General features: G+C 36.9%; 23 protein-coding genes. 6 read left to right on the top strand and 17 right to left on the bottom strand.

Features of this window, described 5'->3' with window-relative positions; all coding sequences use genetic code 11:
• Window positions 1–25: 25 nt before the first annotated feature.
• Entirely contained in the window at window positions 26–1,852 is a 1,827-nt protein-coding gene (locus AC5YD2_RS01140; RefSeq protein WP_496124547.1) for a DUF7380 domain-containing protein, read from the bottom strand.
• Between the two features lie 396 nt (window positions 1,853–2,248).
• On the opposite strand from AC5YD2_RS01140, the gene AC5YD2_RS01135 reads away from it, so the two are divergent.
• Window positions 2,249–3,148, top strand: a complete 900-nt coding sequence (locus AC5YD2_RS01135; protein WP_496124546.1) for an NADP-dependent oxidoreductase — start codon at window positions 2,249–2,251, stop codon at window positions 3,146–3,148.
• Window positions 3,149–3,307: 159 nt separating this feature from the next.
• Here AC5YD2_RS01135 and AC5YD2_RS01130 read toward each other — a convergent pair whose 3' ends face one another.
• Window positions 3,308–3,706 carry a lysozyme inhibitor LprI family protein gene (locus tag AC5YD2_RS01130; protein WP_496124545.1) on the bottom strand — a complete coding sequence of 133 codons (399 nt, stop codon included), beginning with the start codon at window positions 3,704–3,706 and terminating at the stop codon, window positions 3,308–3,310.
• Window positions 3,707–3,771: 65 nt separating this feature from the next.
• Complete coding sequence (locus AC5YD2_RS01125; RefSeq protein WP_496124604.1) at window positions 3,772–4,212, bottom strand: hypothetical protein; 441 nt, start codon at window positions 4,210–4,212, stop codon at window positions 3,772–3,774.
• 372 nt (window positions 4,213–4,584) lie between these two features.
• On the opposite strand from AC5YD2_RS01125, the gene yddG reads away from it, so the two are divergent.
• Both yddG and AC5YD2_RS01115 read left to right on the top strand, forming a co-directional pair.
• On the top strand, window positions 4,585–5,529 hold the full coding sequence (gene yddG / locus AC5YD2_RS01120; RefSeq protein ID WP_496124544.1) for an aromatic amino acid DMT transporter YddG: 945 nt from the start codon (window positions 4,585–4,587) through the stop codon (window positions 5,527–5,529).
• Window positions 5,530–5,697: 168 nt separating this feature from the next.
• Window positions 5,698–6,201 (top strand): hypothetical protein, encoded by a 504-nt coding sequence (locus AC5YD2_RS01115; RefSeq protein WP_496124543.1) that lies wholly within the window; start codon window positions 5,698–5,700, stop codon window positions 6,199–6,201.
• Window positions 6,202–6,653: 452 nt separating this feature from the next.
• Here AC5YD2_RS01115 and sbmA read toward each other — a convergent pair whose 3' ends face one another.
• From sbmA to AC5YD2_RS01075, 8 genes are all read right to left on the bottom strand, one after another.
• Window positions 6,654–7,853, bottom strand: coding sequence for a peptide antibiotic transporter SbmA (sbmA, locus tag AC5YD2_RS01110; RefSeq protein ID WP_496124542.1), 1,200 nt, complete (start codon window positions 7,851–7,853; stop codon window positions 6,654–6,656).
• Window positions 7,854–8,243: 390 nt separating this feature from the next.
• Entirely contained in the window at window positions 8,244–9,368 is a 1,125-nt protein-coding gene (locus tag AC5YD2_RS01105; RefSeq protein WP_496124541.1) for an acyltransferase family protein, read from the bottom strand.
• Between the two features lie 71 nt (window positions 9,369–9,439).
• The gene (pgaD, locus tag AC5YD2_RS01100; protein ID WP_496124540.1) at window positions 9,440–9,853 is read right to left on the bottom strand and encodes a poly-beta-1,6-N-acetyl-D-glucosamine biosynthesis protein PgaD; all 414 of its coding nucleotides are present in this window, start codon (window positions 9,851–9,853) and stop codon (window positions 9,440–9,442) included.
• A 15-nt stretch (window positions 9,854–9,868) separates the two neighbouring features.
• On the bottom strand, window positions 9,869–11,134 hold the full coding sequence (gene pgaC / locus AC5YD2_RS01095; RefSeq protein WP_496124539.1) for a poly-beta-1,6-N-acetyl-D-glucosamine synthase: 1,266 nt from the start codon (window positions 11,132–11,134) through the stop codon (window positions 9,869–9,871).
• Window positions 11,135–11,148: 14 nt separating this feature from the next.
• Complete coding sequence (gene pgaB / locus AC5YD2_RS01090; protein WP_496124538.1) at window positions 11,149–13,161, bottom strand: poly-beta-1,6-N-acetyl-D-glucosamine N-deacetylase PgaB; 2,013 nt, start codon at window positions 13,159–13,161, stop codon at window positions 11,149–11,151.
• Between the two features lie 473 nt (window positions 13,162–13,634).
• Window positions 13,635–13,973 carry an FKBP-type peptidyl-prolyl cis-trans isomerase gene (locus AC5YD2_RS01085; protein ID WP_496124537.1) on the bottom strand — a complete coding sequence of 113 codons (339 nt, stop codon included), beginning with the start codon at window positions 13,971–13,973 and terminating at the stop codon, window positions 13,635–13,637.
• A gap of 170 nt (window positions 13,974–14,143) precedes the next feature.
• Entirely contained in the window at window positions 14,144–14,674 is a 531-nt protein-coding gene (locus AC5YD2_RS01080; RefSeq protein ID WP_496124536.1) for a YaeQ family protein, read from the bottom strand.
• A 53-nt stretch (window positions 14,675–14,727) separates the two neighbouring features.
• The gene (locus tag AC5YD2_RS01075; RefSeq protein WP_496124535.1) at window positions 14,728–15,735 is read right to left on the bottom strand and encodes a CobW family GTP-binding protein; all 1,008 of its coding nucleotides are present in this window, start codon (window positions 15,733–15,735) and stop codon (window positions 14,728–14,730) included.
• A 622-nt stretch (window positions 15,736–16,357) separates the two neighbouring features.
• On the opposite strand from AC5YD2_RS01075, the gene AC5YD2_RS01070 reads away from it, so the two are divergent.
• Window positions 16,358–16,606, top strand: a complete 249-nt coding sequence (locus tag AC5YD2_RS01070; RefSeq protein ID WP_496124534.1) for a hypothetical protein — start codon at window positions 16,358–16,360, stop codon at window positions 16,604–16,606.
• A gap of 491 nt (window positions 16,607–17,097) precedes the next feature.
• On the top strand, window positions 17,098–17,442 hold the full coding sequence (locus AC5YD2_RS01065; protein ID WP_496124533.1) for a hypothetical protein: 345 nt from the start codon (window positions 17,098–17,100) through the stop codon (window positions 17,440–17,442).
• Between the two features lie 175 nt (window positions 17,443–17,617).
• On the opposite strand, the gene AC5YD2_RS01060 is transcribed toward AC5YD2_RS01065, so the two are convergent.
• The 5 genes from AC5YD2_RS01060 to AC5YD2_RS01040 all read right to left on the bottom strand — a co-directional run bounded on the left by AC5YD2_RS01060 (window position 17,618) and on the right by AC5YD2_RS01040 (window position 23,136).
• On the bottom strand, window positions 17,618–18,133 hold the full coding sequence (locus tag AC5YD2_RS01060) for an acyl-CoA thioesterase (protein WP_496124532.1): 516 nt from the start codon (window positions 18,131–18,133) through the stop codon (window positions 17,618–17,620).
• A 220-nt stretch (window positions 18,134–18,353) separates the two neighbouring features.
• Window positions 18,354–18,536, bottom strand: a complete 183-nt coding sequence (locus tag AC5YD2_RS01055; protein WP_496124531.1) for a hypothetical protein — start codon at window positions 18,534–18,536, stop codon at window positions 18,354–18,356.
• A gap of 209 nt (window positions 18,537–18,745) precedes the next feature.
• On the bottom strand, window positions 18,746–19,723 hold the full coding sequence (locus AC5YD2_RS01050; RefSeq protein ID WP_496124530.1) for a patatin-like phospholipase family protein: 978 nt from the start codon (window positions 19,721–19,723) through the stop codon (window positions 18,746–18,748).
• A 234-nt stretch (window positions 19,724–19,957) separates the two neighbouring features.
• Complete coding sequence (gene gltS / locus AC5YD2_RS01045) at window positions 19,958–21,199, bottom strand: sodium/glutamate symporter (protein WP_496124603.1); 1,242 nt, start codon at window positions 21,197–21,199, stop codon at window positions 19,958–19,960.
• A gap of 710 nt (window positions 21,200–21,909) precedes the next feature.
• A complete protein-coding gene (locus AC5YD2_RS01040; RefSeq protein ID WP_496124529.1) occupies window positions 21,910–23,136 on the bottom strand; it encodes a DcaP family trimeric outer membrane transporter in 1,227 nt (408 codons plus the stop codon).
• A gap of 378 nt (window positions 23,137–23,514) precedes the next feature.
• Here AC5YD2_RS01040 and AC5YD2_RS01035 point away from each other — a divergent pair, with 378 nt between their 5' ends.
• On the top strand, window positions 23,515–24,219 hold the full coding sequence (locus AC5YD2_RS01035; protein WP_496124528.1) for a nitroreductase: 705 nt from the start codon (window positions 23,515–23,517) through the stop codon (window positions 24,217–24,219).
• A 163-nt stretch (window positions 24,220–24,382) separates the two neighbouring features.
• On the opposite strand, the gene AC5YD2_RS01030 is transcribed toward AC5YD2_RS01035, so the two are convergent.
• Entirely contained in the window at window positions 24,383–25,594 is a 1,212-nt protein-coding gene (locus tag AC5YD2_RS01030) for a multidrug effflux MFS transporter (protein ID WP_496124527.1), read from the bottom strand.
• Window positions 25,595–25,718 lie beyond the last annotated feature (124 nt).

The raw sequence follows: 25,718 nt of genomic DNA, 5'->3' as shown, positions 1-25,718 counted from the left end.
ATCTTTCTTTAAAAGAAAACCCGCTTTAGAGCGGGTTTTTTTCTATGCTTTGAAAACCTTCTTCATCTAAACTTTGTACTTTTCTACAAAAATGCATAAAAGTCATTCTGAATAAAAAATACCAAGCATAAAAAAATCCAATCTGATCATAGCTATTTGAACTAACTAAACCATGAGCAATATCATTTCGAATATTGAAACCACTAGGATGAGTAAATATTGTTTTTAACTCTATTATCAAACCTTTATCAAACACTTTTTTAGTCTTTTCTTTTTTCAATAAAGCATTAAGACTTAACTCAGTTTCTACAGCTTCTTCGATCATAGTTGTTCTTATTTCTGAGTTTTTAAGATGGTATCGAATAATATGTTCTATCTGTGGGGCTAACAAATGAAGTGATGCAAAGAAATCACCATCGTAACCGTAATATAAACCTTTAGCGATATCCCTAGATCTGTCTTCTGGTATAAACGGAGAAAATTGTGTTAGATGCAAAAAATCTTCCAATCTAAGGTTATGTTCTCGCTGTAAAATCTTAAATCCCTCTAAGAGTGCTGATCTTGACCAAAATTCTATATCACGCTTGCATTCTTCAATGATTTTTTCATCTAAGGCTTCGTCAGTTAGTTCAGTATTTCCTACTGCTAATGATCTTTTAGTGACTCTCGCATCACCAGAAAAATGCTTTTCTCCAAATAAATTAGAGAAAAAGTTTTTGTTAAATTTTTCATAGACTTTTTCTTCTAGATCATCCAATTTAGCCATAGTCTTTATAGATAAAAATTTATGTAAAGCTATTGGAAAATCTTTTCTACTAATTTCGGTATTAACCCATTCAATTATGTCTTTTATATCAATTGTATGTGTAATTTTGGGTGCTGTTTCTAAGAATACTTGTGCTGCTTCATGCATCTTTTCATATAGCTTTTGCTCTATTTGGGGATATTGAAACTTTCCTCGAAACTTTCTTTGTATGGTCGCTATGATTTGTAATGCTTTTTCATAGGAATCTTGGGCTAAGACAGCTCCTACTATTTCTTTTTTTAAGTGCTCATCACCTTCTTTTTCATAAAGTTTGGCTCGTCGCATAATAATTTCAGAGGCATTATCAAATTGTTTTAGCTTTTCATAGATACCAATAACTGCTTTTAAATAACCATCAGCCAAATGAATATTATCTTCTTTACATAATTCAGCCAATTCAAGGTATTTTACAATTAACTGATTTTCATAATTCTCGATCAAACCATAATTAAATAAAATCTCTCCTATTCTTAGAACAACAAAACCTTTAGGCTGAACTTCATCTAAAATAATATTTATTTTATTGAGCCTCATTTTTTCTATATCTATATTAATTTTTGGATTATTTCCAAATTTAGCAGCTAAAAAAAATGCTCTTTCATGACAAATCCCTACATCTTTAAACCAATTTTCTTTTGTTTCATTAATTGATAAATATGAGCCAATTGCTGTTTGTACCCAATTTATATTTTTAGGCTTTTTTAACAACCATAATATTTCTGCTACACGCGCTTTTAACCATGGATTTGTTGAATTTTCATAGGCTTTATCCAATATCTCTATTTCTTCTTCTGATAAATCTTCGGGTCGAGCACTTCGACCATGCTCAAAAAAATTCATCCTTTCTTTTAATGGTTCATTTATACTCGTTGGTATGAGCATCATGAAACAAATTTTCGAATAGAGTTCCAATTCTGCTTTTAGTGTTACATTTTCTAAATTTTTAACTTTTTCATCCAACCAACTACTTATAGTTGAATATCCATCAAAATTTTCTTCTTTAGATAGTTCTTCTAATTCTTTTTCAATTTGCTTCCGTCCAGACATATAACCCCCTTAATTTACTGAAATATCTTTTTAAATATTATTAATATGCCACTTTTGAAATTTTACTTATACACTTCACCTTAAAACAACATGACTATCAAAAAAGTATCCTCTATTGCCAAACTTGAAGACTTAGGAAATATTCAAATAGCCCTCATCCCCCGCCTTCTCCCAATGGGAGAGGGAGTAATTATTACATGTCGTGTGACGGTATTAATTTAATATTGGATGTTCCCTCTCCTTCTAGGAGAGGGTTAGGGAGAGGTATCTTCTAAAATAAAAAATCAAAGCACCAGAAAACACTGTCCTATTTTTAGCCCTTCAATCCCCTGACTTTAGCTCCCTATAATCAATCCATACATTGCAAACCACGCAAAGCAAATTAGGCAAATAAAAATGAACAGCACCATTCTTCTTGCACAAAGCTACGGACCATCCGAAGTCCTCGAATTTTCAGAACAAACATTAGCACCTCTTGCTTCAGGCATGGCACGCATCCAAGTCAAAGCCGCAGGCATCAACCCGATTGATGCACGTCGTATGACAGGCGAATTCAAACACGCTGCCCTACCTCAGACCTTTGGTACAGAGTATGCAGGCGTGATTATCGAAGTCACAGACAACAGCACGTGGAAAGTAGGAGATGAAGTTTTAGGTTCAGGTGGTGCATTTACCCATGCCACAGTCATTGATGTACCCCTTGAAAACTTGATCAAAAAACCAAGCAATATCGATTGGGCAGTCGCAGGAACGCTCGCAGGTGTTGCACAAACAGCCATGACCATACTCGATGAAATGGGCCCTGCTCAATCCCTCCTAATTCATGGCGGTTCAGGCGGTGTTGGATCTGTACTGATTCAACTCGCGGTGAATCGTGGAATCGATGTGGTTGCAACAGCATCAGCCAAAAACCAAGACTATATTCGTGACCTAGGTGCAATAGCGGTTGTGTATGGCGAAGGCTTAACAGAACGCTTAAAACAAATTCATCCTCAATCGTTCGATGTCTCTATTGATATGAGTGGTAATGAAGATGCAACACAAGCTTCACTTGCAACCGTGAAAGCTGGCGGATTTATGGGAACAATCGCAGGACGTAAACTCTCATCTGACAGAATCAAACCAATGTGGGTGAAACGTAATCCTGCCAATTTACAGCATGTGGTCGATGGCGTTGCGACAGGCAAAATCAAATGGGCGGTGAGTCGTGAGTATCCATTTGAGCAAGCGCAACAAGCCTATGCAGATATATTGGATGGTCATACTCAAGGTAAAAGTGTCTTAGTTTTTGACTAAGCGACTCATCACCTCCTTAATCATTTAGCAAGTTAAAATCTTGAATTAAACAGCCTTGATTTTGAAACCCTAAAGAAGAGAATGTTGACATTTACTAGCATTCTCTTTGTCTATGTGTACATTGAATAAATGAAGTCTTTAAGGCGAATCAAAATTAAATTAATACTTTGCTGAAAAATTCTCTAGCTCTGTTGCTCTTAACGCCGTCGTTTCCATTAAACAGATACCGCCATTCACACGAGCGATTGAACCACCATCAGGGTCAGCATAAAAATCACAGTTCTGATCACGATACTTGATCCAAGTCCGCTGTACGTCCTTTAACTGTTTTTTACGAGTCGAATTTAAAGAAGTCGAGAGTGTTTTATACGCTTGATTTAAACGAGCATCTTGTAACTTAATTTCAGTGGAGATACAAGCATGCATTTTGGTTGTTACACCACCTGATTTATCCATACAGGTGGTGTACTGCTTCGATAATTTCGGACGATCTGCATGACTTAAAGAAATACCACCTAGCGTCATCAACCCTATCATCAACACTTTATTCAACATCATTCACAAATCCTTATAACCCTGAACCACACTCAAATCAGCATGACTAAAATGAGTAAACATCCCCATTAACGTGTTAAGCCCAATTTATTCCAAATATCTGGGGTTAAAAAAGTCACCACCAATTTGTTTAAATCAAGATAACGTACCACGCCTTTTAACTGTGCTTTCACTTCAGGATTTTTTAAGATCTCTTCACCTGAACTACGGCCAAGCTCTTGAAAACTATCACCTACAGCTTGAATCCCTTCTGCTTGGATCACCGCTTTGGTTTGTGCAGAACACTGTTCAACGATAATGCGTTGTAACACGCCTGCGAGGTTTTTATCTAACTGCTCTTTTTGTGTAGCAGATACATTACTAAATGCCTTCAAATCAGGATGTGAAGACAACGCTGCGAATGTCCATTGCAAAACGGCGGTTTTATCTGTAGCGGTGGTGGATTTCATTAAGCAATCACTCAGCTGATCCACTGTTGGACCAGCCACAGCCATTTGTGTTGAACCCATCAAAGTCAAACCGATAAATAAAGCACGTGGATAACTTAAGTAAGACTTCGATTTTTGATGATGATGCTCTGCTTGATTTTGTGTTTGAGCGCTTTTGGTATGCAATGTAATTGTCATTATCATGATCCTCACAATAAGAGTGAAATTTGAATCTCTCCGTTTTACCACAAAGCGGTATTCTCGCTGTTAGAACTCTGTAAATAAGCATTCATATTTCACAAAAAATTTAAACTTAACCCACATAAAATACCAAGCAGAATATCGGCTAAAACGCATTCGATCTGCATACGCAGATCAGGTTTAGGCATATAATCGGACCTTCAACCTGCTACAGTCATTGTGGCAATCGCTTGCCATAGATATAAGTAGCTCATGACCAAAAATATTGCCACACTGATTGGCTTCACGGCGATTTTACAATGGTCATCCATCGTCGGTTTACTCAAAAAAATTAGCTTTAGCATTGGACCTGATTTGGCTGTGCTGTTTATGTATAGCTTGAGCGCTCTATTACTTTTAGTCATTTTTCGAATCCCGAATTTAAGACAAATTCCACGTGTCTATCTGATCAGTGCGACCTTGCTATTCGTGATTTACGAGATCTGTTTTTCTTATGCGATTGCTTTGGCTCAAACAGCGCAACAAGCCATTGAAGTGAGTTTGGTCAATTATCTTTGGCCGAGTATGACCATTGCCCTGCTGATTATTTTCAAAGAACTTAAATTTACGCCTTTGGTCATCGTTGGACTCATCATTAGCTTGAGTGGCGTGGTGTATATCCAAACTGGCAATGGTCAGTTGGATTGGTTGACCATCATCGCGAATGTTAAAACCAATCCAATCAGTTATCTATTGGCATTGATCGGTGCAAGTCTATGGGCGTTGTATTGTGTGATTACCAAAAAATACAGTGGTGGGCATAATCCGATTGCATTGTTCTTTATCGCGGTCACGGGTGTACTGTGGGCAAAAATGCTGATTATCCACCCTGAGCAATTGATAAATATGCCAAGTTTAGATGCCAATACGATGATCTATATGGCATTGGTTTCAGTGGTCACAGGTCTAGGCTATGCCGCTTGGAATATCGGAATTAATCAAGGCAACATTACGCTCTTAGTCACCCTGTCATATTTTAGTCCGATATTTTCATCTCTGATTTCAATGTGGATTTTAGACTCTAGGCTTTCACAATCTTTTTGGCTAGGTGCAATCATGGTGACCTTAGGTTCATTTGTCTGCTGGATTGCCACCAGTTGGACTGAAATTCGAGGCAAAATCGTTCAGTCCAGACTGTTTCGATCTAAACAGTTTTAAATTGCGGTAAAAGGAAAAAGACTGATAATGTATTTGAATCATAAATACTGAGCGCATTCAGCATACTCTCTTGCATGATGATTGAATGATCGTCACAATACAAAAAAATAAAATCGAATTAAAACAATGTGGGTCATTATTTTTTCTATCTTGAGTATGATCATCATCGTGGTGATCATTAAAGTATTTCTGTCTGATGCTGATGAAATCCCCAATACAGCTGAGCTACCAACTTTCAATAATCAAGATATCCCTCCTCAACGGCGTGCTGATACTGTTGAACAAGACAATTCTCTTTCAATTGATGCCCCCATACAACGGTCAGGTAAAGGCAAAGAATTAGGAACTATCAAATCTGTAAAGTCTAGAAAAATGGGAATGGCTGAAACAATTGCTGAAGATATGTTTGAGCAACCTCAGCTCATCACTTTTGATCAGTTATTGCAGTATAGGTTAGGATTCGATCGTGATGGAAAATTGCATTATTTTATCTGCTGTTTTCTTTATAGTTTTGTTTTGGTTTTTAGATGTATTTTATTTGCATTTGAATGCTTAGGCTATTTATTCTTCCATATGGTAATCCGTTTGTTCTTTGGAATCTTGATTCGATTAATCTTATCTGTGATTCTACTGCCATTTAGAGCGATTGCTTATCTATTTAATGAAGTTTAATCAGCATTTAAGAATATAAACTCAAACGCTTTAAATAAAAATAAAGGTCATTAATTAATGGAAATGGAACTGTTAGCAACAACGATTTGGTTCATTATTTGGTGGCTCTATGCCCTTTATGATGTTTTTTTCTCACGCTCTCACGAGATTATTCCTGAAGAGTTATGGGGAATTAGACTTAATCCACTGATCCAGCACAGTATTAAGGTCCTTATCTTTCCACTGTATGTGCTTTATCACTGCATAGTAATTCTTTTCAAATGTATTCAATATCTGTGCTATCAAATTTTCTTTGAACTCATATTGATGAGCTTATTGAGAATTATTGGGTTAGTGCTCAAAGGAATTTTCCTGTTTCTAATACGGATATTCGCCTAAAACGACTAACCCTATACTAAACTCTTCATAATGCATGTTTCATATGGATTATGAAGAGTCTTATGATCTAACAATCAATCCTCTAAAATTGATTCAAATGCTTTTAGACGTTTGCGAATTGATAATAACTCAATGATTGTTTTCCATGATGAAACTAAATATTGGAAAGACTCACGCACTCTATTAAAAACACCCATTATTTGTTGAATTAAACCTAAGGTTAATAAACCTGCTGCGATAGCAGGAAATAAAACAAATAAGCTAAACAATACGTCTAACTGTCCGTACCAACGAGCAAACAAATTAAAATAGGCATAATGAAAATATAATTTAAAATAATTTGATCGAATATTTTTAAATAACTCTTTTAATGTCGCAGGCTCAGCTCGATCACTATGATCTTCGCCATAGACCAATTCCTTGCGATACGCCGCTTCCACTTTTTGGTTATTGAATTCAAGACCTGGTAGCTTTATACCAACCAACATCAATAATAAGGTACCAAAAACAGCCCACCCAATCGCGGCCCATACCAGTGAATATTGTAACTCCCCAATAATAGGAAGAACTGGTACTTTACTTGATAATGTAAACAACAAAGGTAAAAATGCAATTAACATTAGAATAGCACGAACAAGTTCGACTCCTAAATCTTCGACAATCGTTGCAAAACGCATAGTATCTTCTTGTACACGTTGTGATGCACCTTCAATATGTCTTAATTTATCCCAATGCGTTACATAGTATTCATTCATTGCAGTACGCCATCTAAAAATATAATGACTAGTAAAAAATGCGCTTATTACTCCACTCATTACCGAAATAGCTGCAAGTGTAATAAATGTAGTGGATTCAGCATAAAGCATGCTTACATCGCCACCACCAGTATTTAAGATCTTCTGAATAGCATCCCAAAAAGGAACATACCAAGCATTGACCGCAACACTGACTTGAACACTTAACCAAATATTAAACAGAATAAATGCTGAACCACACACTGACCATAACTGCCAAGGGTTATTGGATTTCCATTTCCAGAACAATGCAAACAGTAACGTTGCTACGAAGAACCACAGATAAAACCACAGGAAAGCTGGTGACCAAAATCGACTGATTCCAATAACCAGTTCCGCATCAGCATAGCCTTGTGCAAAGCCAAAATAGCTTCCCCAGCTGCTACCCCCAGCAAAGTTCCAGAGTCCAACATTGATAATAAACCACAGTACTAATGAGCTAAAAAACCATTTTGGATGTGGAAAAAAAGACTTAAACATCGACTTTCGTTATCCTTAATTTTGTTATGAATACTATTTTTTGAATACTAATCCTAAAAACTTGAATCGTCTCATTTTTTTAGAAATAATTTGTTATCGATGTTTGCTTTTATTCTACTTTCTGTATTTAGAATTCAACATCTAACTCTAATCTAAGTCTTTTCACTTCAGTGCAAACTTCAGTTCAAACCGAGTCGATTGCAATGAATTGAGGCATGCACAATCAACTCATTCTCTTAAAACTAATGATCGAAACACATCAGCTCACGATGACTCAAATCAAACGCTTTGAGTACTAAATACTTCACAATCAAACGCTTTAAGTACTAGATACTTCACCATCAAATCACTTCAAAATCAGATGACTTAAACATCGTGCCTATAAATTTTTTACTTTAAAACTAGATCAGAAAGCTTTTGACTGGTTTGAATGGCCAATTGATCAACCCAATGACTGTAATATGCTGAGATCCATAGTGTGATCAGGATAAAAATCCCCGAAGCTATTATCGCTGAGGTTGTATACTGAAGACCGAGACTTAATAAATAATTAAAAATAGGCACACCGACAACATACAGTATGATCAAGTGGAGTAGATAAATAGAGAATGAAAGCTTACCCAACCATACCAAAATCTTTTGATCTAAAATTTGGGAAAGTTTTGGACTCATCAGAATGCTATAGACAATCAGCATACCTGCAAAAAAATTGCAGTAATCATAAGTCCGCTCACCTAAAAATGCATAAAGCCATTGATAAGAAGCACTATGATTATGTGCACCAGCCAAATATAAACCACTGATTAACAATGCCATAGCACACGTTAAGCTGAGTTGCTTGCCATATAAATAATAATAGAGACCAATGACAAAACTACTAATACCGAGAAAAAAACCTTCACCTTTTAAGTACCATGCCAACAATGGTAAAAGGATCGATCCAATAAAAAATGTCACCCGACTGAACTGATAAACGTAGAGCAGTAGAAATAAGACCAAAGATCCAATCAATTCGATGTGCATTGTCCACAGCACCCAATTGACTGAGCTTTCAGCAAAGAAAAATGAACCGATCGTTCCTTCATAGAGGGCAAGCTTTAAACTAATATCCTGCATGACATACGTCTGAAACCAACCATTCATTTGACTACTATCAACATGAATAGTTTGAAATACTGCCCAAATGATCAAACATGAGATGACAGCAGGTATAGCTAAGCGTGGATAGCGCTTGATCACCATACTTTTGATTTTTGCTTCAGCTTGTTCAGGCTTTCTTAAAATAGCGTAAGACAATACAAAGCCACTCAGCACAAAAAAAAGAAATACGGCTGCTGTGCCTGAGTACCAAAATGCAAATGGAGAATGATGAATAAAAGATTGCCATGCAGATGTTGAAACTTCAGCAGGATTAAAATGATGCAAAAATGGAAAAAAACTTAGACTTAAATGGGAAAATACCACAGCCAAGCATGCTAATCCTCGAATGCTTTCAGCCGAATTAAGTTTGACCATAAAGCTAAATTTTCCTATCTATTTTGAATAATGATGGTTTGAATATTTACATCTAACAAGGTGAATTTAAATTATTCAATCCGAATAATCTGTCCAGATTCATCATGATATACCGTCACAATTTTCTGCTGACGTGAGCGATGAATTTGTTCGGCTGACAGTTCAAAATGTTCTGCATAATCCGTAATCCCTTTGACTTGAACGTATTTGATTGACTTGGCTGGAATAAAGTTACTCCATAACCACAGCATCAAAGCACATGCCAAAATGGCCACAAAACCATTTTCAAGTACACTCCAAAACACATGCATGATTTGATTGACCAGTTGATGATTATGCTGATCAAACACCCCCAATGAAACCATCAAGGGTTGCCATAATAATAACCATCCTGCCCAAAGCAACACTGTGGTCGTGGTGCTCAAGCATCGTTGTTGCCAAGGCAACTGATCTCGGATATCAATAATGATGGAATGAATATTCACAATGCATCTCTTCAATTAGCTGTCATTACGAACACCACGGTCGGGACTGACCCAACGTGCACGTGTGTGATCTTTGCGTAATAACACTTTAGGCATCGCGACAATCGTGGCTGATACGGTAATCATCCAAAACAGGAATGGATACCAAATCATCCAAAAATAGTTTTTTGCTAGCCCTTTTTCATATCGACTGTCCATCCACATGCTAATTGCAAACTGGAATAAACACGTCGCCCCGATAAAAATCCCTGTGCCATACGGCAAAAATGGTGAACTAACCTCTGGAAACCCAACTGCTGGCAATAACCAACTGAGAATCCACAGAATCACCAAAAATAACATCAGATAAGACCAAACCAAGGTCAAGCTCATTTCGAGTAACAATGGCCATAAAAAATTCAATTTCGGTTTAAACAGCACATCTATGTTTTTAGTGAGGACTTGTGCCCCACCCATTGCCCAGCGCAGGCGTTGTTTCCATAATCCCGTAATCGTTTCAGGCATCAGCACCCAAACAATGGCATTCGGTTCAAACTCAATATCCCACCCTGCACGTTGCAGTTTCCATGAAATATCGATGTCTTCTGTCAGCATATTGGGTGACCAGTAACCCACTTCATGTACTGCACTTTTACGAAAAGCGGTAATTGCCCCCGATACCGTAAAGAGTCGTCCAAATGTCCGTTGCGCACGTTTGATCATACCAATAATCGATGAGAATTCACCCACTTGCACACGACCAAGTAAAGTAGATCGATTGCGAATGCGCGGATTTCCCGTCACAGCAGCCACTGTTGGATGATGTTGAAAATGACGAATCATCCACTGAGCTGCATGTGGATCCAGTAAAGCATCACCATCTATCCCCAATAAATATTCCGCTTCAGTCACCAAACTGCCTGCTTGTAGTGCCATGGCTTTGCCCTGGTTTTCGGCCAAATGAACGACTCGCAGATTTTGAAAGCGCACGCTCATACGATCTAACACAGTACCTGTATGATCCGAACTGCCATCATTAATGGCGATCACTTCAAAATTCGGATACTTCAATTTTAAGGCTTGCCCAATGGTTTCTTCTGCGTTGTCTCCCTCATTAAAACAAGGCACCAATACCGCAACCAAAGGATAATCCTGAAGCGATGGAGGCAAATCAAAAGCAGGCTCTTTACGCTCACGAATACAAAAAATCAACGCCCCGATCATCCAAAGATACGACATAAACAATGGATAATAGAAGATGAAGTTCAATATCGACTGCCAAAGATTTTGAAATGTGTGCATGTATCAAGGTTGCCTTAAGGGATCAAACCAGCAGGTTTGGTATCAAATACCGCTTTCAGTATTTTTGGGTTAGGATGGTCATCGAACGGATTGTCTGGATAATACCCAACATGCAATGCACCTTGTTGATAAAGTGCCTTAAAGGTCTCTGCCATTTCTTCGGATGACACTTTTTTGTTGTTTCTCCAATCCACTGCCTGAATTTCAAAGACCGTTTTTTTCAAACCATTTGGATATTTTGACACACGGCTGACCAAGTCTCTAAAAAACTTCTCTTTATCTTCAACCTGTTCCATATAAGGCATCGCCATAATCGCAGTGAAATCATAGTGATCAAGTGAGCGTTCTAAAGACTGCGCATACCAATTTTCAGCATAAGCAGATAATGCCACTTGAGCATACATATTTCGCGCCGTCATGAGGAACGGTTGGTAATAACGAATTTCTTCTGCCAACTCCATTGAAAAATCATCAATGGTTTGTGTCTTAAAAGCAGTCCACTTTTGTAGTTTTTTATCATCCGCACGGATATCTGCCAAGTTCGCAGGTAGGCCCGCTTTTTGATAGGCTTTGAGTGCGTCGTGACTGGCATCTTCATAATCCGACATGGTCGCGTCATCATGAAAAATCACGCCATTAAATGAAGAGGATTTTGCCAAGTCTTGATAAATCCCTTTAATCATCATCTGAGCAGGTTTCGAGTAAGGGCTTAAACGGTGATAGCCCATATTTAAGTGCTTGCCCTTCGCTGTGTGCTGCGTTTTGACAATATTCTTAGAAACTGGATTAGTTTTGGGTAATTCCCATGCATAAACGGGCATCCATGCATAAACACGACTGACTTGAGTACGCGTTTGAATCTGCCAACTCACGCGGTTAAATAAGTCTTCGCGCATGGGAATAAAACGATTTGGGAAATAAACCAAATCTGCTGAACCATTGCCATCAGGATCAGAGAAAGCTTGTAAATAGACCGTGTTGACATTCATCGCTTCAATACGATCCAACAGCATACCTAAGTTTCGCTCTTGCTGTTTCGGATCAGGATCGTAAATATAATCTAAATCAACATGCATCACTTTTTGCGGGCGATGATGATCAGTCCACTGTTGTTGGCGAGCATGAATTTCTTTTTCTAAATCACTAGGTGTCGTGTCATTTTGAATTAAAATTCGGTTCAACTGCCCTTTTAACTGATGCTTATGACCACCCAAATCATCCAGCGTTAAACTCAATGGCATCCCTGCTTCTTGTGCCAATTCAACCGTTTTTTGGTTATAGCGACCATAAGGCCAAACCATTGCCCGCGGAGCTTTCAGTCCATGCTTTTTAAATAATTGATTATTTTTAATCAAATCCTGTTGAATACGTTGTGTATAGTGACGGTCTGATTCATAGCTACGCGTCGCACGATCATATAATCGAGTGGTTGCGGCTGGCTGAGTATTGCCCTGTGGATTGCCTAAAATACCATGATGTAAATCATAGCTATGACTTCCAATTTCAACTAAACCACTTTTCTGAAGTTGTTGTAGCTGTGTCCAACTCAGCATTCGTTCACGAGCAACAGCTTCATCACCAAACTTGACTTTTTGCTGACCCGTTGGCTCTAACCATGCCCCCACAATTGATAGAAGCGCAGGAATCTTTCGCTGTTCTAAAATCGGAAAAACAGTATCGTAGAAAGATGCATAACCATCATCAAAAGTCAGTAACACTGATTTCTGACCCAGTTTTTTCTGTCCAGACTGCGCAGCGATAACCTGATCAACACTGACAAAATGATAGCCATTTTTAGACAACCAATCTAAATGCGATTTAAATTGTGTGGCAGTTACTGCGTAATTCGGTATAAGACTATTTTTATTTTGAGTCACTTCATGATAGGACAAAACAGTTAACTGTTTTAAATCATCACTCTGAAGTTTGTCAGGATTCTTTCCTTTTGCCAGCACAGACGATGTCGAGAAGGCACTTAAACACGATATTGCAATCATGGCAGTCAGAGAAAAAATACGAGATGTCATAACATTAACCCTATTGCCATTTACATGGATTGCAAAAGCTCATTTGATCATTCAATTATAAACACGGATAACTCAATTATCTGAATAAAAATTAAGAAAATCAAAAGCTAAAATGGCTTTGAAGAAACAGAGAGAAGTAAGAAAACAAACTTAAATAAAACTATGACCAAAATAAGTTGGGCATTTAAACACTATTCCAGTATTTCTTCTGTGAATAAATGTAGCTTTAATCAGTCTAAATCCTTCATTAATCGAACATTTCCGCTATTATTTTACTGTTTCTGACTAAAATACAAGCACTCTCACAAGACATCTAAAATTCTAAAACACTTCATCAACACTTAACATGTGATATGAACCCTTTCACCAAGATCACTAAGTACCTTTAGCATTAAACCAATATTAAAAAAGCCCTCAAACTTGAGAGCTTTTCATCAATAGATCAGTCTTTAAAATGACTCATCTATCAATCATTAATCACGCGTTTTAACGTCATATAATTCAATTTCAAAAATTAAGTTCGAGTTAGCTGGGATGATATTGCCCATTTTGCGTTCACCATAAGCCAAGTGAGCAGGTACGATGAGTTTACGCTTCCCCCCCACTTTCATACCGATAATGCCTTGATCCCAACCTTTAATTACACGACCCGTACCAATCACCGTTTCAAAGTAGTTGCCACGGTCAAGTGAAGAATCGAATTTAGTGCCATCTTCTAACCAACCTGTGTAATGTGTCGTAATCAAAGCACCTTTCACCGCTTCTTTACCTTCACCTACAACCAGATCAATCACTTCTAATTCAGCAGTCATTTCAAATATCCAAAATCAATTTTTTCAATACGGGCATTATAAACGTTTTAAAGGACTTCTATATTGAATCATTGCAAAAATACGATCTGAACTTTTAAAAGTTCTATTGCAAAATTCCAAAATAAAAAAGGATGCTCATTCAGCATCCTTTTGAATTCGTTGATTCAGTGTTATTGCAACTGAGTCCACTCAATTTCAGCTTGTGCATTATCACCAATCAATGTCCATTCACCATCCATGACATTGAGTTGAAGTTGCATCGTACGCTGACATAAGTCTTGGATTTGAGCAGTGGTCTTTTCACTTAACTGCCAAACTCGGACATTTTTCATGGTTTTCAGTTTGCTGTTGCGTTTATACCATTCATCCACACTTGAACCATACGTCATGACAGCGACTTCTTTACAACGTGCACTGGCTTTTTTGACTTTATCTTCATCTGGTGCACCGACTTCAATCCACTTTTCCAATTGACCTGTCAGGTCTTTTTGCCAAAGTGCAGGTTCATCCGTTTCAAATAAATCTTTGGTGAACTCTAAACGTTCATGAGCAAAACGTGCATAAGCCAAGACACGCACCATTAAGCGTTCAATCGTTTCAGAAGGATGTAATGCCATTGTCAGTTGATAGTCACCGTATTGGTGAAGATCCATATTGGCAATATTCAAATCTGCCTTATAAATTGTAGCTTTAAGCGCCATAAAAGAGTCCTCAAATTTGGCGCTAGCATATAAGATTTTGGCTAAAATTACTTTTATTTTTCAGCAGAATCGATACGGCAAGTTAAAATAGCAGTTTCAAGCTCAACCCAATCTCGATCATGTTGGGTAATCACTTCAATACGATTATCGATATTTTCTTCACCAGACTTATAATTCAACTGGTCAGGGTTAAAGTTAAAAGTCATCCAACCTTGATTGGTATTAAAAATCCCCTTAATTCTGATCCAGTCTTTTTGGTCGCATAAAACATCCAAAAGATCATAAAAATCAAATTGCCAACGCTTCGAAAATTTCCAACCTGCTACAGTATAGCCCTGTGCAGTTTCTACATAATGATAAGGAAGCTGTTTGATTTCTGCTAAAACTTTGCCTTCTGGAACACTACGTTGAATTTGGATCAAGGGCTGAATTTTGCGTTGAATCCCATTGAAGGTGATATCAATTTTTTGTAGGTCTACATGACCTAAATCTACTTTCAGCCACTGCTGTACATATGCCACATATTCATCTTGTAATTTAATTAATGCTGTTTCATCCACATCATTCATTTGATTGGCATGAGAAATCACCACGATTTGTGCGACCTTTAACTGATCCCGATAAAGATGTTGTTGCGTCCATTCAGCATCATGCAGACGTGAACCATCGATAACCGTGATCAAGGCACGCATATCAATTAAACCTTGCCAATGCGGTTCAGTTAATTGTTCTAAAAGCTGTGCAGGATGCCCTAATCCTGTTGGCTCTATAAACAACCGATCAGGCTTCGATTCTTGGATGAGTCTTGATAATGCAATTTGCATCGGCAATTGGCTGGTACAACACAGACAACCGCCAAGTAATTCTTTGACTTGATAGCCTTCAGATTGAGGCAATAATTGTTGATCTACACCAATTTGACCAAACTCATTCATGAGTACAGCCCAAGTTTCACCTTCAGGCTTTTGAGCCAACAATTGTTGCAACAGTGTCGTTTTACCTGCACCGAGGAATCCAGAAATGATATGGGTTTTAACTTGAGTTTGATGAATCAGTTTCAAAATAATCTCGAATAATCACGATGTAGACAATAGATAGGAATTAAATATAAAGATGCATTGCATAAGTAATTATTGTTTAACTTTAGATGAGGAAATACAAGTATTAGAATAATCCAATCAATAAACGGCGAATTAAATGATATCAACCCACTGATTTAATGAAGCATTTACAAATATTTATTGATACTATTTCGGTTGTAAAGTTCGTTTTATATATCTAAAAAATAAATTAATTAAGAGGAAATCATTCATAACTTCAATTTTGAATATTTACTATTTAAAAACAAAGTGTTCATTCTAAGTAAAAATATCGATCAAATATTAAACAATAATTCATATTTTCATACATTTTTAAGCCCTTAAATAGCGATTTTATGAACAAAAGAAAAACAAAAATGCAGGCTTTGTAAGGCTGTTGTTACTCGTAGTGTTACGCTTTGTTGATTTCATTGCCCTGATTGAATTATGGGCTTAGCATGATTTTCGTTACTTCAATTTGTGTTAGCCGATTGCTACAGCGAGCACATTGATAATTTTTTAACACTTCAGTGTGAACCTGTGTATACGATGATATGCACGCCTAAGTTCAACACGTTATGATTAAATGAATAAGGATGCCACCATGAAATTAGTTAAAACTTTACTTGCAACGACATTAGCTTTCACTGCGTTCTCTACTTTTGCAGCAACAGTAAAAGAGGACGCTAAGGATAAAGATAAAGAGAACGAAAGCATTGTGATTGCGTCATCTCAAGAAAATCCAGTGAACTCTGAAGCACCTGCAGCAAGCCCATCTTCTGCACAACCTACTACAGATATTGCTGCTGAAGAGCCAACAGTTAGCCCTTCGACTACACAACCTGCTCAATAAGGTTAAGTAAATCGATTAAAGCGTCAATCCACTTGGCGCATCAGTAATATGGAATATTGATCTATATGAGGCTGATTTTCAATTCTTCTATTGAGACTAGCCTTTATTCGGATCATTCAAGGATGAATATTTAAAAGTAAATTTATTCTGTACTCACTCATAAAGAGATAGCGTTTTTTAACCCTATCTCTTTTTTATTTCTGGCATTCACCATCGAAAGTGAATCGTTATTTTTTGATTCGGGTTGCAAATTTTATCTAAATTTAAAAATAAAAATTATATTTAAATCCTTATTAATATTACATTTACGAGTGAAATCTTTAAACCAATTATTCAAAAAAATTTGCAACAGAGTTTTTGAAACATTACCCTGTGTGTTTGTAGTGAATTGGAAACCAGCCTAGACTTTTTTCATCCAATAAAATATAAAGCCAACTGCATCACACTTTTGCGTTTAATTTATTCTTTTTTTTGTTGTAGAGACAATAATAATGAAACTTAAAAATTTAGCCCTTAGTGGTTTACTCGCCATTTCACTTGTTGGCTGTGCTAAACCGTTACCTGCCGATAAAGTTGCTTACGCTGGTACTTGGACCAGTGCTGATAGCCGTGTCAATATTACGATTACACCAGAAGGTCGTGTTGAATATAGTAATAAACAACCTGGTAAAAGCTCTTCTGTATCGGCACCGATCAAATCCTTCAATGGTGATAACTTCGATGCAGGTATAGGGCCATTAACCACAACGTTCAAAGTCAATCAGCCTCCCAAACAAGATCAACAAGGCAATTGGTTTATGATTATTGATGGTCATACTTTGGCTAAAGTTCAATAAGATATTGATTCTTGAAAATCAATGGACACCGCTCCAAATTAAAGTCTAGAAAGCATTGACTGCTCTGTTTTATAGCCTTGATAAAAGTAAATGTGTTCAGTCAAAAGCTAAAATTTGAGCTAAAAAAAAGATCTCTGTCGAGATCTTTTTTATTGTTATCAGCATCAATTGAAATTTAAACTGATTTTTTATAAATGCTACATGAAGGGTGGTGATTTTCACTCAAACGTGCGATTTTTCGATGTTCTGCTGCTTCAAAGCGGCAACGCTTCCAATCATTGTCTAAATTTAAACTTGGAATCTGTTTCGGCTTTCCATGTTCATCGACTGCAACCATCGTAAAGTAGCAACTATTGGTATGTCGAACTGTTCGTTTTTGAATGTTTTGTGCTTCAACTCGGATACCAATTTCCATTGATGTACGACCAACATGATTGACGCTTGCAAGAAATGTGACTAACTCACCGACATGAATAGGCTCTTTAAAATTCACTTTATCTACAGATAAAGTCACCACATACGAACCTGAATAACGACTGGCACATGCATAAGCCACTTGATCAAGTAGCTTTAAAATGGTTCCACCATGCACATTTCCAGAAAAGTTGGCCATATCTGGAGTCATCAAAACAGACATCGTTAATTCGGATTGATCATCTGTTAGAGGCATAGTTTGATCGAGTGAAGACATATATTTTGAACCAATAAATGACGTGAAAAGATATATTTCTATTATATCTTTATTTTGCACAAACTTTGTTTAATTCAACGTTTAAAATTGTGCAAAATCGTTGATTTGTAAAATTAATCTTTAAATTAATAGCGATCAATTTTAAAACGGCTTTGAACATCAAAAAACTGGATATTGAACGAATCCTTTGAAACTTAGCAAGATAAAGTTGTTGATGACATTAGCTATCGCTTTCAACGAGTCTCATCATTTCAGCAGAGATATTATTGAAATGGAGTGCTTCTTGAAGCGAGCAATCATATTGAATTTGATACGTTTGATCAGCGTTAATCTCTACAATAACAAATACCATATCAGGCTTATTTGATAACTGAACCTTTTGCCCAACTGAAAATAAAGACATGAATTTCCTCTATTAATTATATTTTATCTTAAAGTGCCAAACATAAATTATTATTTCGGATCATGCCTATTATATTAAAATTGACCGATAAGTAAATTTAAAACGATGATTTACTAAGAGATAATAGTTATCAAACAATACTCAATAAGGATCATTCTGATTATATTTAATCCTTCTTTAAAAGAATAAAATAAGGAATACTTTCTAAATTATTCTACTTGCACGGAAAATTGTTGTGCTTTTTCAGCTTTTTTTGATTGCACTAGAACCTCGATGCGATTTAACTTTTGCTCCGTAGCTACTGCCCCAGCTTGTATGGTCGTTTCACGTCCCTTGACATCAAAAATATGGATTTTTTCACGTAGGTCGGGTTGTATGATGATATCTGCATTTTTGAGTTCTTCTGCAGCAAGTCGATTTTGCATAATATTTATATTTTGGTTAAACATACCCCATACATTACTCGTTTCAGTGTGAATGGGTTGAGCCAAGATATCGACGGCGATAATAATATCAGCACCTAAATCTCGTGCGACATTAACAGGTACAGGACTCACCAATCCACCATCTACATAATCTCGACCTGATATATTGACTGGAACAAACATACTTGGGATTGAAATAGAAGCACGCACTGCCTGACCAGTACTTCCCTTATTAAAGATCACTTTATTGCCGTGTTTAAGTTCTGTTGCAACGACATACATAGGAATTTTCATATCTTCCAACAGCTTTTGATCCACTTGTTCATTAACGTAACTTTCGACTTTCGATCCATCAAAGAATCCTTGAAGTCCAATATTAAACTCTCGTACGTCATTCACTTGCAGATTTAAAGCGATATCTCTCAACTGTTGAGCTGTTTTACCACTTGCATAGATTGAACCTGCAATGCTCCCTGCACTTGTACCTACAATAAAATCTGGGTGAATTCCATTTTTTTCTAATACTTCAATCACACCAATATGAGCATAGCCACGTGCACCACCACTTCCTAACACTAATGCAACGACAGGCTTTGTATTTTTTTTGTTTTTAAAAATGTTGTAGTCCAAGTCTGACCTTGCTTCTGTGCTTACATTTTGCTGAAGCAGTTGAGTCGATCGTTGACTAGGCTTTATATTATTTGGTTGGCATGCAACCAAAGCAAAACTTGTGAACAACGCCATTAATGTTAAAAACTTCATATGTAAACAAAAGCAATAGATGATCGAGTCTATCAAAGCATAACATTGCGATAAACTTTGTATGAATTATTTATGACAATTCGACATTGATGTCTTAAATGTGGAGATTTAAGTCTCATTTTATGCTTTCTTGTTTTAGTCTCACAGACTGCGTTAAATCATCAAAACTTACATCCCTTAAATCAAAAAAGCCCTATCGAAATAGGGCTCATTAAAATCAATAAATCAATCAAATTAGCTAAAGAATTTAAGGATCATTTGAATCACTGTAGCATTAATAATATCTACGAAAAATGCTCCACATAGAGGAACAATCAAGAATGCCTTATGCGATGGACCATACATATTGGTGATGGCTTGCATATTTGCAACAGCAGTAGGAGTAGCTCCCATACCAAAACCACAATGACCTGCAGCAAGCACTGAAGCATCGTAATTTCTACCCATTACGCGGAAAGTCACAAATGCAGCATAAAGTGCCATAGTTAAAGTTTGTGCACCCAAGATTACAACTAATGGACCAGCAAGATCAGCTAATTGCCATAGCTTTAAAGATAATAATGCCATCGCTAAATATAAAGATAATGAGGCATTACCAAATACATCAATAGCACGATCGAAAATTGTAACCTTAAGAACGCTCTCAAGAATGTTACGTAAAATCACACCACCAGCCAATGCCCATACGAAAGTTGGTAATTCAAACCAAGTCCCTTTACTAAAACCTGTCATGAACTCAGCAAATGCTAAACATGCTGCAAATAGACCTAAAGTCGTAATCGCATTATCAGCTGTAATAAGACGAACTTGATTGCGATTTTCAAAGGCTACAAATTCGGTTTGCTCATTTAAAGACGTCGAAGGATCATTATTTAAATCAGTTTGTCCAACAGTTCCTGGGGTGGTGATTTTGTATTTATTGATTAAAAGTTTAGCTAATGGACCACCAATAATACCACCGATGATTAAGCCGAATGTCGCACTCGCCATACCTAATGCTAGCGCACCTTGAATGCCGTGCTCAACTTCAAGAATTTCTCCCCAAGCACCCGCTGTACCATGACCACCAGTTAACGTAATTGAACCAGCAATTAAACCGATTAAAGGGTCAATTCCAAGTAAAGTCGCTAAACTGATACCAACAGCATTTTGCACAATGATAAAAGATGCAACACAAACTAAGAAAATGACTAATCCCATACCGCCTTCTTTAAGCTTTGCGAAGTTAGCGCTAAGACCAATCGAAGCAAAGAAGATCAACATGAAACTTGTTTGTAATACTGAACTAGTGGTGATGCTATATCCCCACAGATTATGCACAATTAAAGAAGCAACAGCTGCGACCAAACCACCAGCAACAGGCTCAGGAATATTATATTTTTTTAGAAAATTGATATTATTTACTAGGAAACGACCAAGTAATAAGACGATTACCGCTGCAATGAGCGTGTAAAAAGCGTTAAAAGTTATTTCCATCATTAATACTCATCAAATACAACGTGAAATTTTTAATGTCATGCTTATTTTTTTAATTAGCAAGATGATTCAAACGATATCCAATTTCCAAAAGATTTAACTTGAGAATACCTAAAAGTCAAACCTATTCCATGATCAAAACGATTATAGACACCATCGTTGTTGACCTTATCTTAATTGCGGATATGACTTAGATTCAATTATGTTAATAAAAAACATACAGACATTAAAACAAACAAGTTTAAAAATAAAATCGCAAGCCTGCCTAATAATAATCCAAATTGGATACATTGATTCCTCTGAACATCCCTTAACCTTAGACTTTAGAATCAAAGTTTTGAAATACGAGAGGCGAGCATTTCGAATACTAGGCGGTGATTATGCACTTTTTTTTATAAATGTCTTTACTTTCGTTTATTAATTAGCCATATTTTTTATCGACTTTAGTCTTATACCTACTCTTTTAAATAATAAAAACTCATATCTAAATAACCCGAATCCTGCTTAAGGAAATGAGATCATTCATCTTGAGACTTATCCATCATTTTGAGCATAAAAAAGTCTATGCTTTGGTCTGATAACACTAAAAACTAATCATAAAATTACATTTAGCTTATGGTTTTAAAGAAAAATCCTTATCCGCGATTCGGGTTAAATAATAAAAAAACCGAGGTATAAACCTCGGTCTTAATTTCTATGTATTTAATCAATTAGAAGTTGTATTTAGCCATTAAGCCAACACGATTGTCCTTAAATGACTGTCCAGCAAATGTTTCACGTTTACCATTGACGTATTCAACACCAAGATCGATTGGTTTAACAGGTGTATAAATTAAGTTCGCCCAAGCTTGTTGAACCTTCTCATTTGCTGATGTGTTTAATGACGCATATTCTGTGCCATCATCTGCAAATACCGCACCGTAAGCTAGAGTTGTACGTAATTTAGGTGAAATTTTATAGGTTCCACCCAATTGTACACCAATCGCTTCGTTTTGCTCGATATCATTATTATCATCAATTACATATGCCGAATTAGAGCCATATAGATAGTTACTATTGCCTTTAACATATGAAACATCTGCAGACACTTTAAGAGGGTCAGAAACCTGGTAGTTTGCACCAGCGGCTACACCAAAACCAATCGCGTCATCAGCAGATTCAGCTTTATAATGTTCGATTAAAGCACGTGCAGAAGCAGAACCTTTTCCTTCTGCAAAACCTTGAGTCACTTTTGCTGTTAAATTTGGCAAGCTATATTTTAAATTCGTGCCAGAAGAATTACCTTCTTCTGCTGAAACAAGTAATTGAGTTTGTGGTGCAAGTTTATGTGCATAACGCACTTGGGGAATACGAGTCGTACCACCGCCTACGTTAGTACCAAAATCAATCATCTCAGGTGCATGATTCGACAAGAAATTAGATGTTGTTTGACCAAATAACCAATTGTTGAGCGTTAAATACGCGTGACGTACACGAAACTGTTCGCCATCACCGCCTGCAAAGTCAGCTTCAATTTTACCACCAACATCTGCACCTTCTACGTTGGTTTTAAAATCAAGTCCAATACGTGTTGTTTTAGCAGTAGCGCGTAATTTATCTTGCGCATCTTCTTTACTCGTATGTACTGAGTTAAAATCGTTATTAGCACCTTCAATGATATAATTCGCATCTCCACGAACAAAACCATATACAGTAACATCAGCACCTGCTTTAGTTTTCGCTTTAATTACTGTTGCAGCAGGTTGAGATGCAACTTCAGCTAATGTGACTTGTTGTCTTTGTTGAACTTGTTGCTGTTGGTTAACCAAAGCTTTTAGCGCTTCAATTTCTTGACGTAATTGTTGGATTTCTTCTTTTTCTGTCGCTGCATGTACAGAACCCATCATTACAGTTGTTACTGCAATAGCTAAACCTTGTTTAAAAAAAGTGCGACTCATTTGGTTCTCCAATGTTTTAATGTGCATCCGTGCATTTGATTATTCTTGATCACAAACAGTTAAAATGTTTATCCCAGGCAACAATAATCTATCAAACCAACGCACTACTCTGCATTAAACCGATAAGTAATAAAAGTAAAAATTATAAGTAACATAATGTGTATCAACACATGACCTAATCTAACAAGTTCTTCACAATTTTCAAATAACTTTTGTCAAATCAGACCATAAACTCAAGCATATTTTATGATTATCATTTCAAATAACTTGATATATCTGTATGTTAATTCAAGCTTTATGCACAAAATTTAGTCGCATTAGACCATAGTCTATATAGTAAATTATTCAAGAATAACAAACCAATAAGGAAATATTTATATGAATCAAGAACAGATTAAATATGTTGATGACGCTATTACCAAACGACAATCTATTCGTGCTTTTCTTGATAAACAAGTCCCAATCCAAACCATTAAAGATATTTTAAAGGTGGCTTCAAGAGCACCCTCTGGAACCAATACTCAACCATGGAAGGTTTATGTGGTTACAGGAAATAAGCGTGCTGAACTTATTCAAAATGTGTGTGATGCCCAAGTTGCGCTCTATCAAAAACCTGAACTTAAAAAGTTTCACACTGAATCATTCGCTTATTATCCCGAAACGTGGATCTCACCTTATATTGATCGTCGTCGTGCCAATGGTTGGGGTTTGTATGGCTTGCTGAATATCCAAAAGGGAGATAAAGAAAAAATGGCAGCTCAACAGTTGCGAAATTTTCAACTCTTTGATGCACCAGTCGGTCTTTTCTTTACTGTAGATAAAGCCATGGGCATCGGCTCAAAGATGGATATTGCCATGTTAATTCAAAATGTAATGATCGCAGCCAAAGCTCGCGGTTTGGATACTTGTGCTCAAGTAGCATGGAATCACTTCCATGGAATTGTACTGAATGTTTTAGGTGCTCCTGAAAACGAAGAACTGGTCTGCGGTATGGCTTTAGGCTATGCAGATCCTCATCACATTGTGAATAGCTTTATTACCCCGCGTGAGCCTGTTGAAAATTTTACTGTTTTTTTAGATTGACAATTTTTTTAGATGTATTGAAGCGCTACTTCCGATTCTAAGGATGAGGTTGAATGACTCAATTCGTGACAACAATTCAATTCATACTCACTGCTTAAAACCACCAAATACCCATCCTAATTTTAAGATCAGCGTTCTATTCAATCTTAAACAGCGATTGGTTTTAAGCACTTTCCATCTGCGCGATTTTACATAATTTTAAAACAGCAATCAGCCCACCACAGGTAAGGATTAACATAAGCACCCCCATATTCATCAACGGTGTAGCTGTTAAGAAGTTGAGAACCACACCACCCAGCAACCCTAGCGAAAACTGCATGCTTCCCATAATTGCACTTGCTGTCCCTGCACGCGCCCCCTGCTTAGCCATCGCCAGTGCCATCGAATTTGGCCCTGTAAAACCAATGCCTGACACTGTCATAAATAATCCAATCATCACGATGACCAATGAAGGATCTTTCAGCCAACTGACTAAAAATAACATTGCAGATCCAAGCACTTGTATGGTGCCACCAATCTGCAAAAGGCGATAAATACTTAACTTATTGGCTAAGCGTTTATTCAATGAAGATAAAATAATGATTCCTAAAGCATTGAAACCGAACAGAACAGCAAACAACTGCCGATCAATACTGAACTGATCCATAAACACTGCAGGAGCTGAGCTGATATAGCAAAACAAAGCTGCACCTGTAAAGCATCCAGCCCACATCGGTAATCTAAAACTTTTGTCTTGAAAAATAGCAGAATAAAGTAGGATCACCTGCTTAAAATTCAGCTTTAAACGGCGCTCCACGGGCAATGTTTCATCAAACCAGATATGGACGCAGATTAGACAAAATAAACCAATTATGGCGAGCACGATGAACACCGCTTGCCATGGGAAAATATATAAGACAAACGCCCCTAATAGGGGTGCAACAATGGGGGCTAATCCCATCACCATCATCATATTTGCAAAGGCTTGGGCAGATGCATTTAAATCTAATTTATCTCGAATCGCAGCACGTGCCATTACCACACCGACGCAGCCACCCAAAGCCTGTAGCACTCGTGCAGCAATCAATGACCAATCATCTGGTGCGAATGCACAGAGTAAGCTCGCGAATGTATATAAAGCCATGCCGAAATAAAGTGGCTTCTTGCGCCCAATCCGATCACTCAATGGCCCATAAATGAGCTGACCGACAGCGAGTCCAAAGAAATAAGCAGGCAAAGTATTGGCGATCTGCTGAGTCGTTACCTCAAAATAATCTGCCATTTCAGGTAATGCAGGCAAATACATATCAATGGACAACGGACCCAAAGAGGTAAAGAGTGCCAGTAGTACAATCCATTGCATGGAATATTGTTTTTGTTGACTATTTTCTGTCATTTGGCATTTTCATTTTGTTGATGACTTTGTGATGAGTGTATACTGATCTAAAAATATTTTATGCTTGTTATAAGTGAATATTCACCAATTATTCATACTATAATGTGCTCAATAAACTAAATGC

The organism is Acinetobacter sp. CY73 (genome assembly GCF_059515865.1).
This window is presented reverse-complemented; position numbering and strand designations above follow the sequence as displayed.

Bases quoted from the DNA above. Each gene is read 5' to 3' on its own strand.
- AC5YD2_RS01140 (WP_496124547.1), bottom strand. From the start codon at position 1,852: ATGTCTGGACGGAAGCAAATTGAAAAAGAATTAGAAGAACTATCTAAA.
- AC5YD2_RS01135 (WP_496124546.1), top strand. From the start codon at position 2,249: ATGAACAGCACCATTCTTCTTGCACAAAGCTACGGACCATCCGAAGTC.
- AC5YD2_RS01130 (WP_496124545.1), bottom strand. From the start codon at position 3,706: ATGATGTTGAATAAAGTGTTGATGATAGGGTTGATGACGCTAGGTGGT.
- AC5YD2_RS01125 (WP_496124604.1), bottom strand. From the start codon at position 4,212: ATGGGTTCAACACAAATGGCTGTGGCTGGTCCAACAGTGGATCAGCTG.
- yddG (WP_496124544.1), top strand. From the start codon at position 4,585: ATGACCAAAAATATTGCCACACTGATTGGCTTCACGGCGATTTTACAA.
- sbmA (WP_496124542.1), bottom strand. From the start codon at position 7,853: ATGTTTAAGTCTTTTTTTCCACATCCAAAATGGTTTTTTAGCTCATTA.
- AC5YD2_RS01105 (WP_496124541.1), bottom strand. From the start codon at position 9,368: ATGGTCAAACTTAATTCGGCTGAAAGCATTCGAGGATTAGCATGCTTG.
- pgaC (WP_496124539.1), bottom strand. From the start codon at position 11,134: ATGCACACATTTCAAAATCTTTGGCAGTCGATATTGAACTTCATCTTC.
- pgaB (WP_496124538.1), bottom strand. From the start codon at position 13,161: ATGACATCTCGTATTTTTTCTCTGACTGCCATGATTGCAATATCGTGT.
- AC5YD2_RS01085 (WP_496124537.1), bottom strand. From the start codon at position 13,973: ATGACTGCTGAATTAGAAGTGATTGATCTGGTTGTAGGTGAAGGTAAA.
- AC5YD2_RS01080 (WP_496124536.1), bottom strand. From the start codon at position 14,674: ATGGCGCTTAAAGCTACAATTTATAAGGCAGATTTGAATATTGCCAAT.
- AC5YD2_RS01070 (WP_496124534.1), top strand. From the start codon at position 16,358: ATGAAATTAGTTAAAACTTTACTTGCAACGACATTAGCTTTCACTGCG.
- AC5YD2_RS01065 (WP_496124533.1), top strand. From the start codon at position 17,098: ATGAAACTTAAAAATTTAGCCCTTAGTGGTTTACTCGCCATTTCACTT.
- AC5YD2_RS01060 (WP_496124532.1), bottom strand. From the start codon at position 18,133: ATGTCTTCACTCGATCAAACTATGCCTCTAACAGATGATCAATCCGAA.
- AC5YD2_RS01055 (WP_496124531.1), bottom strand. From the start codon at position 18,536: ATGTCTTTATTTTCAGTTGGGCAAAAGGTTCAGTTATCAAATAAGCCT.
- AC5YD2_RS01050 (WP_496124530.1), bottom strand. From the start codon at position 19,723: ATGAAGTTTTTAACATTAATGGCGTTGTTCACAAGTTTTGCTTTGGTT.
- gltS (WP_496124603.1), bottom strand. From the start codon at position 21,199: ATGGAAATAACTTTTAACGCTTTTTACACGCTCATTGCAGCGGTAATC.
- AC5YD2_RS01040 (WP_496124529.1), bottom strand. From the start codon at position 23,136: ATGAGTCGCACTTTTTTTAAACAAGGTTTAGCTATTGCAGTAACAACT.
- AC5YD2_RS01035 (WP_496124528.1), top strand. From the start codon at position 23,515: ATGAATCAAGAACAGATTAAATATGTTGATGACGCTATTACCAAACGA.
- AC5YD2_RS01030 (WP_496124527.1), bottom strand. From the start codon at position 25,594: ATGACAGAAAATAGTCAACAAAAACAATATTCCATGCAATGGATTGTA.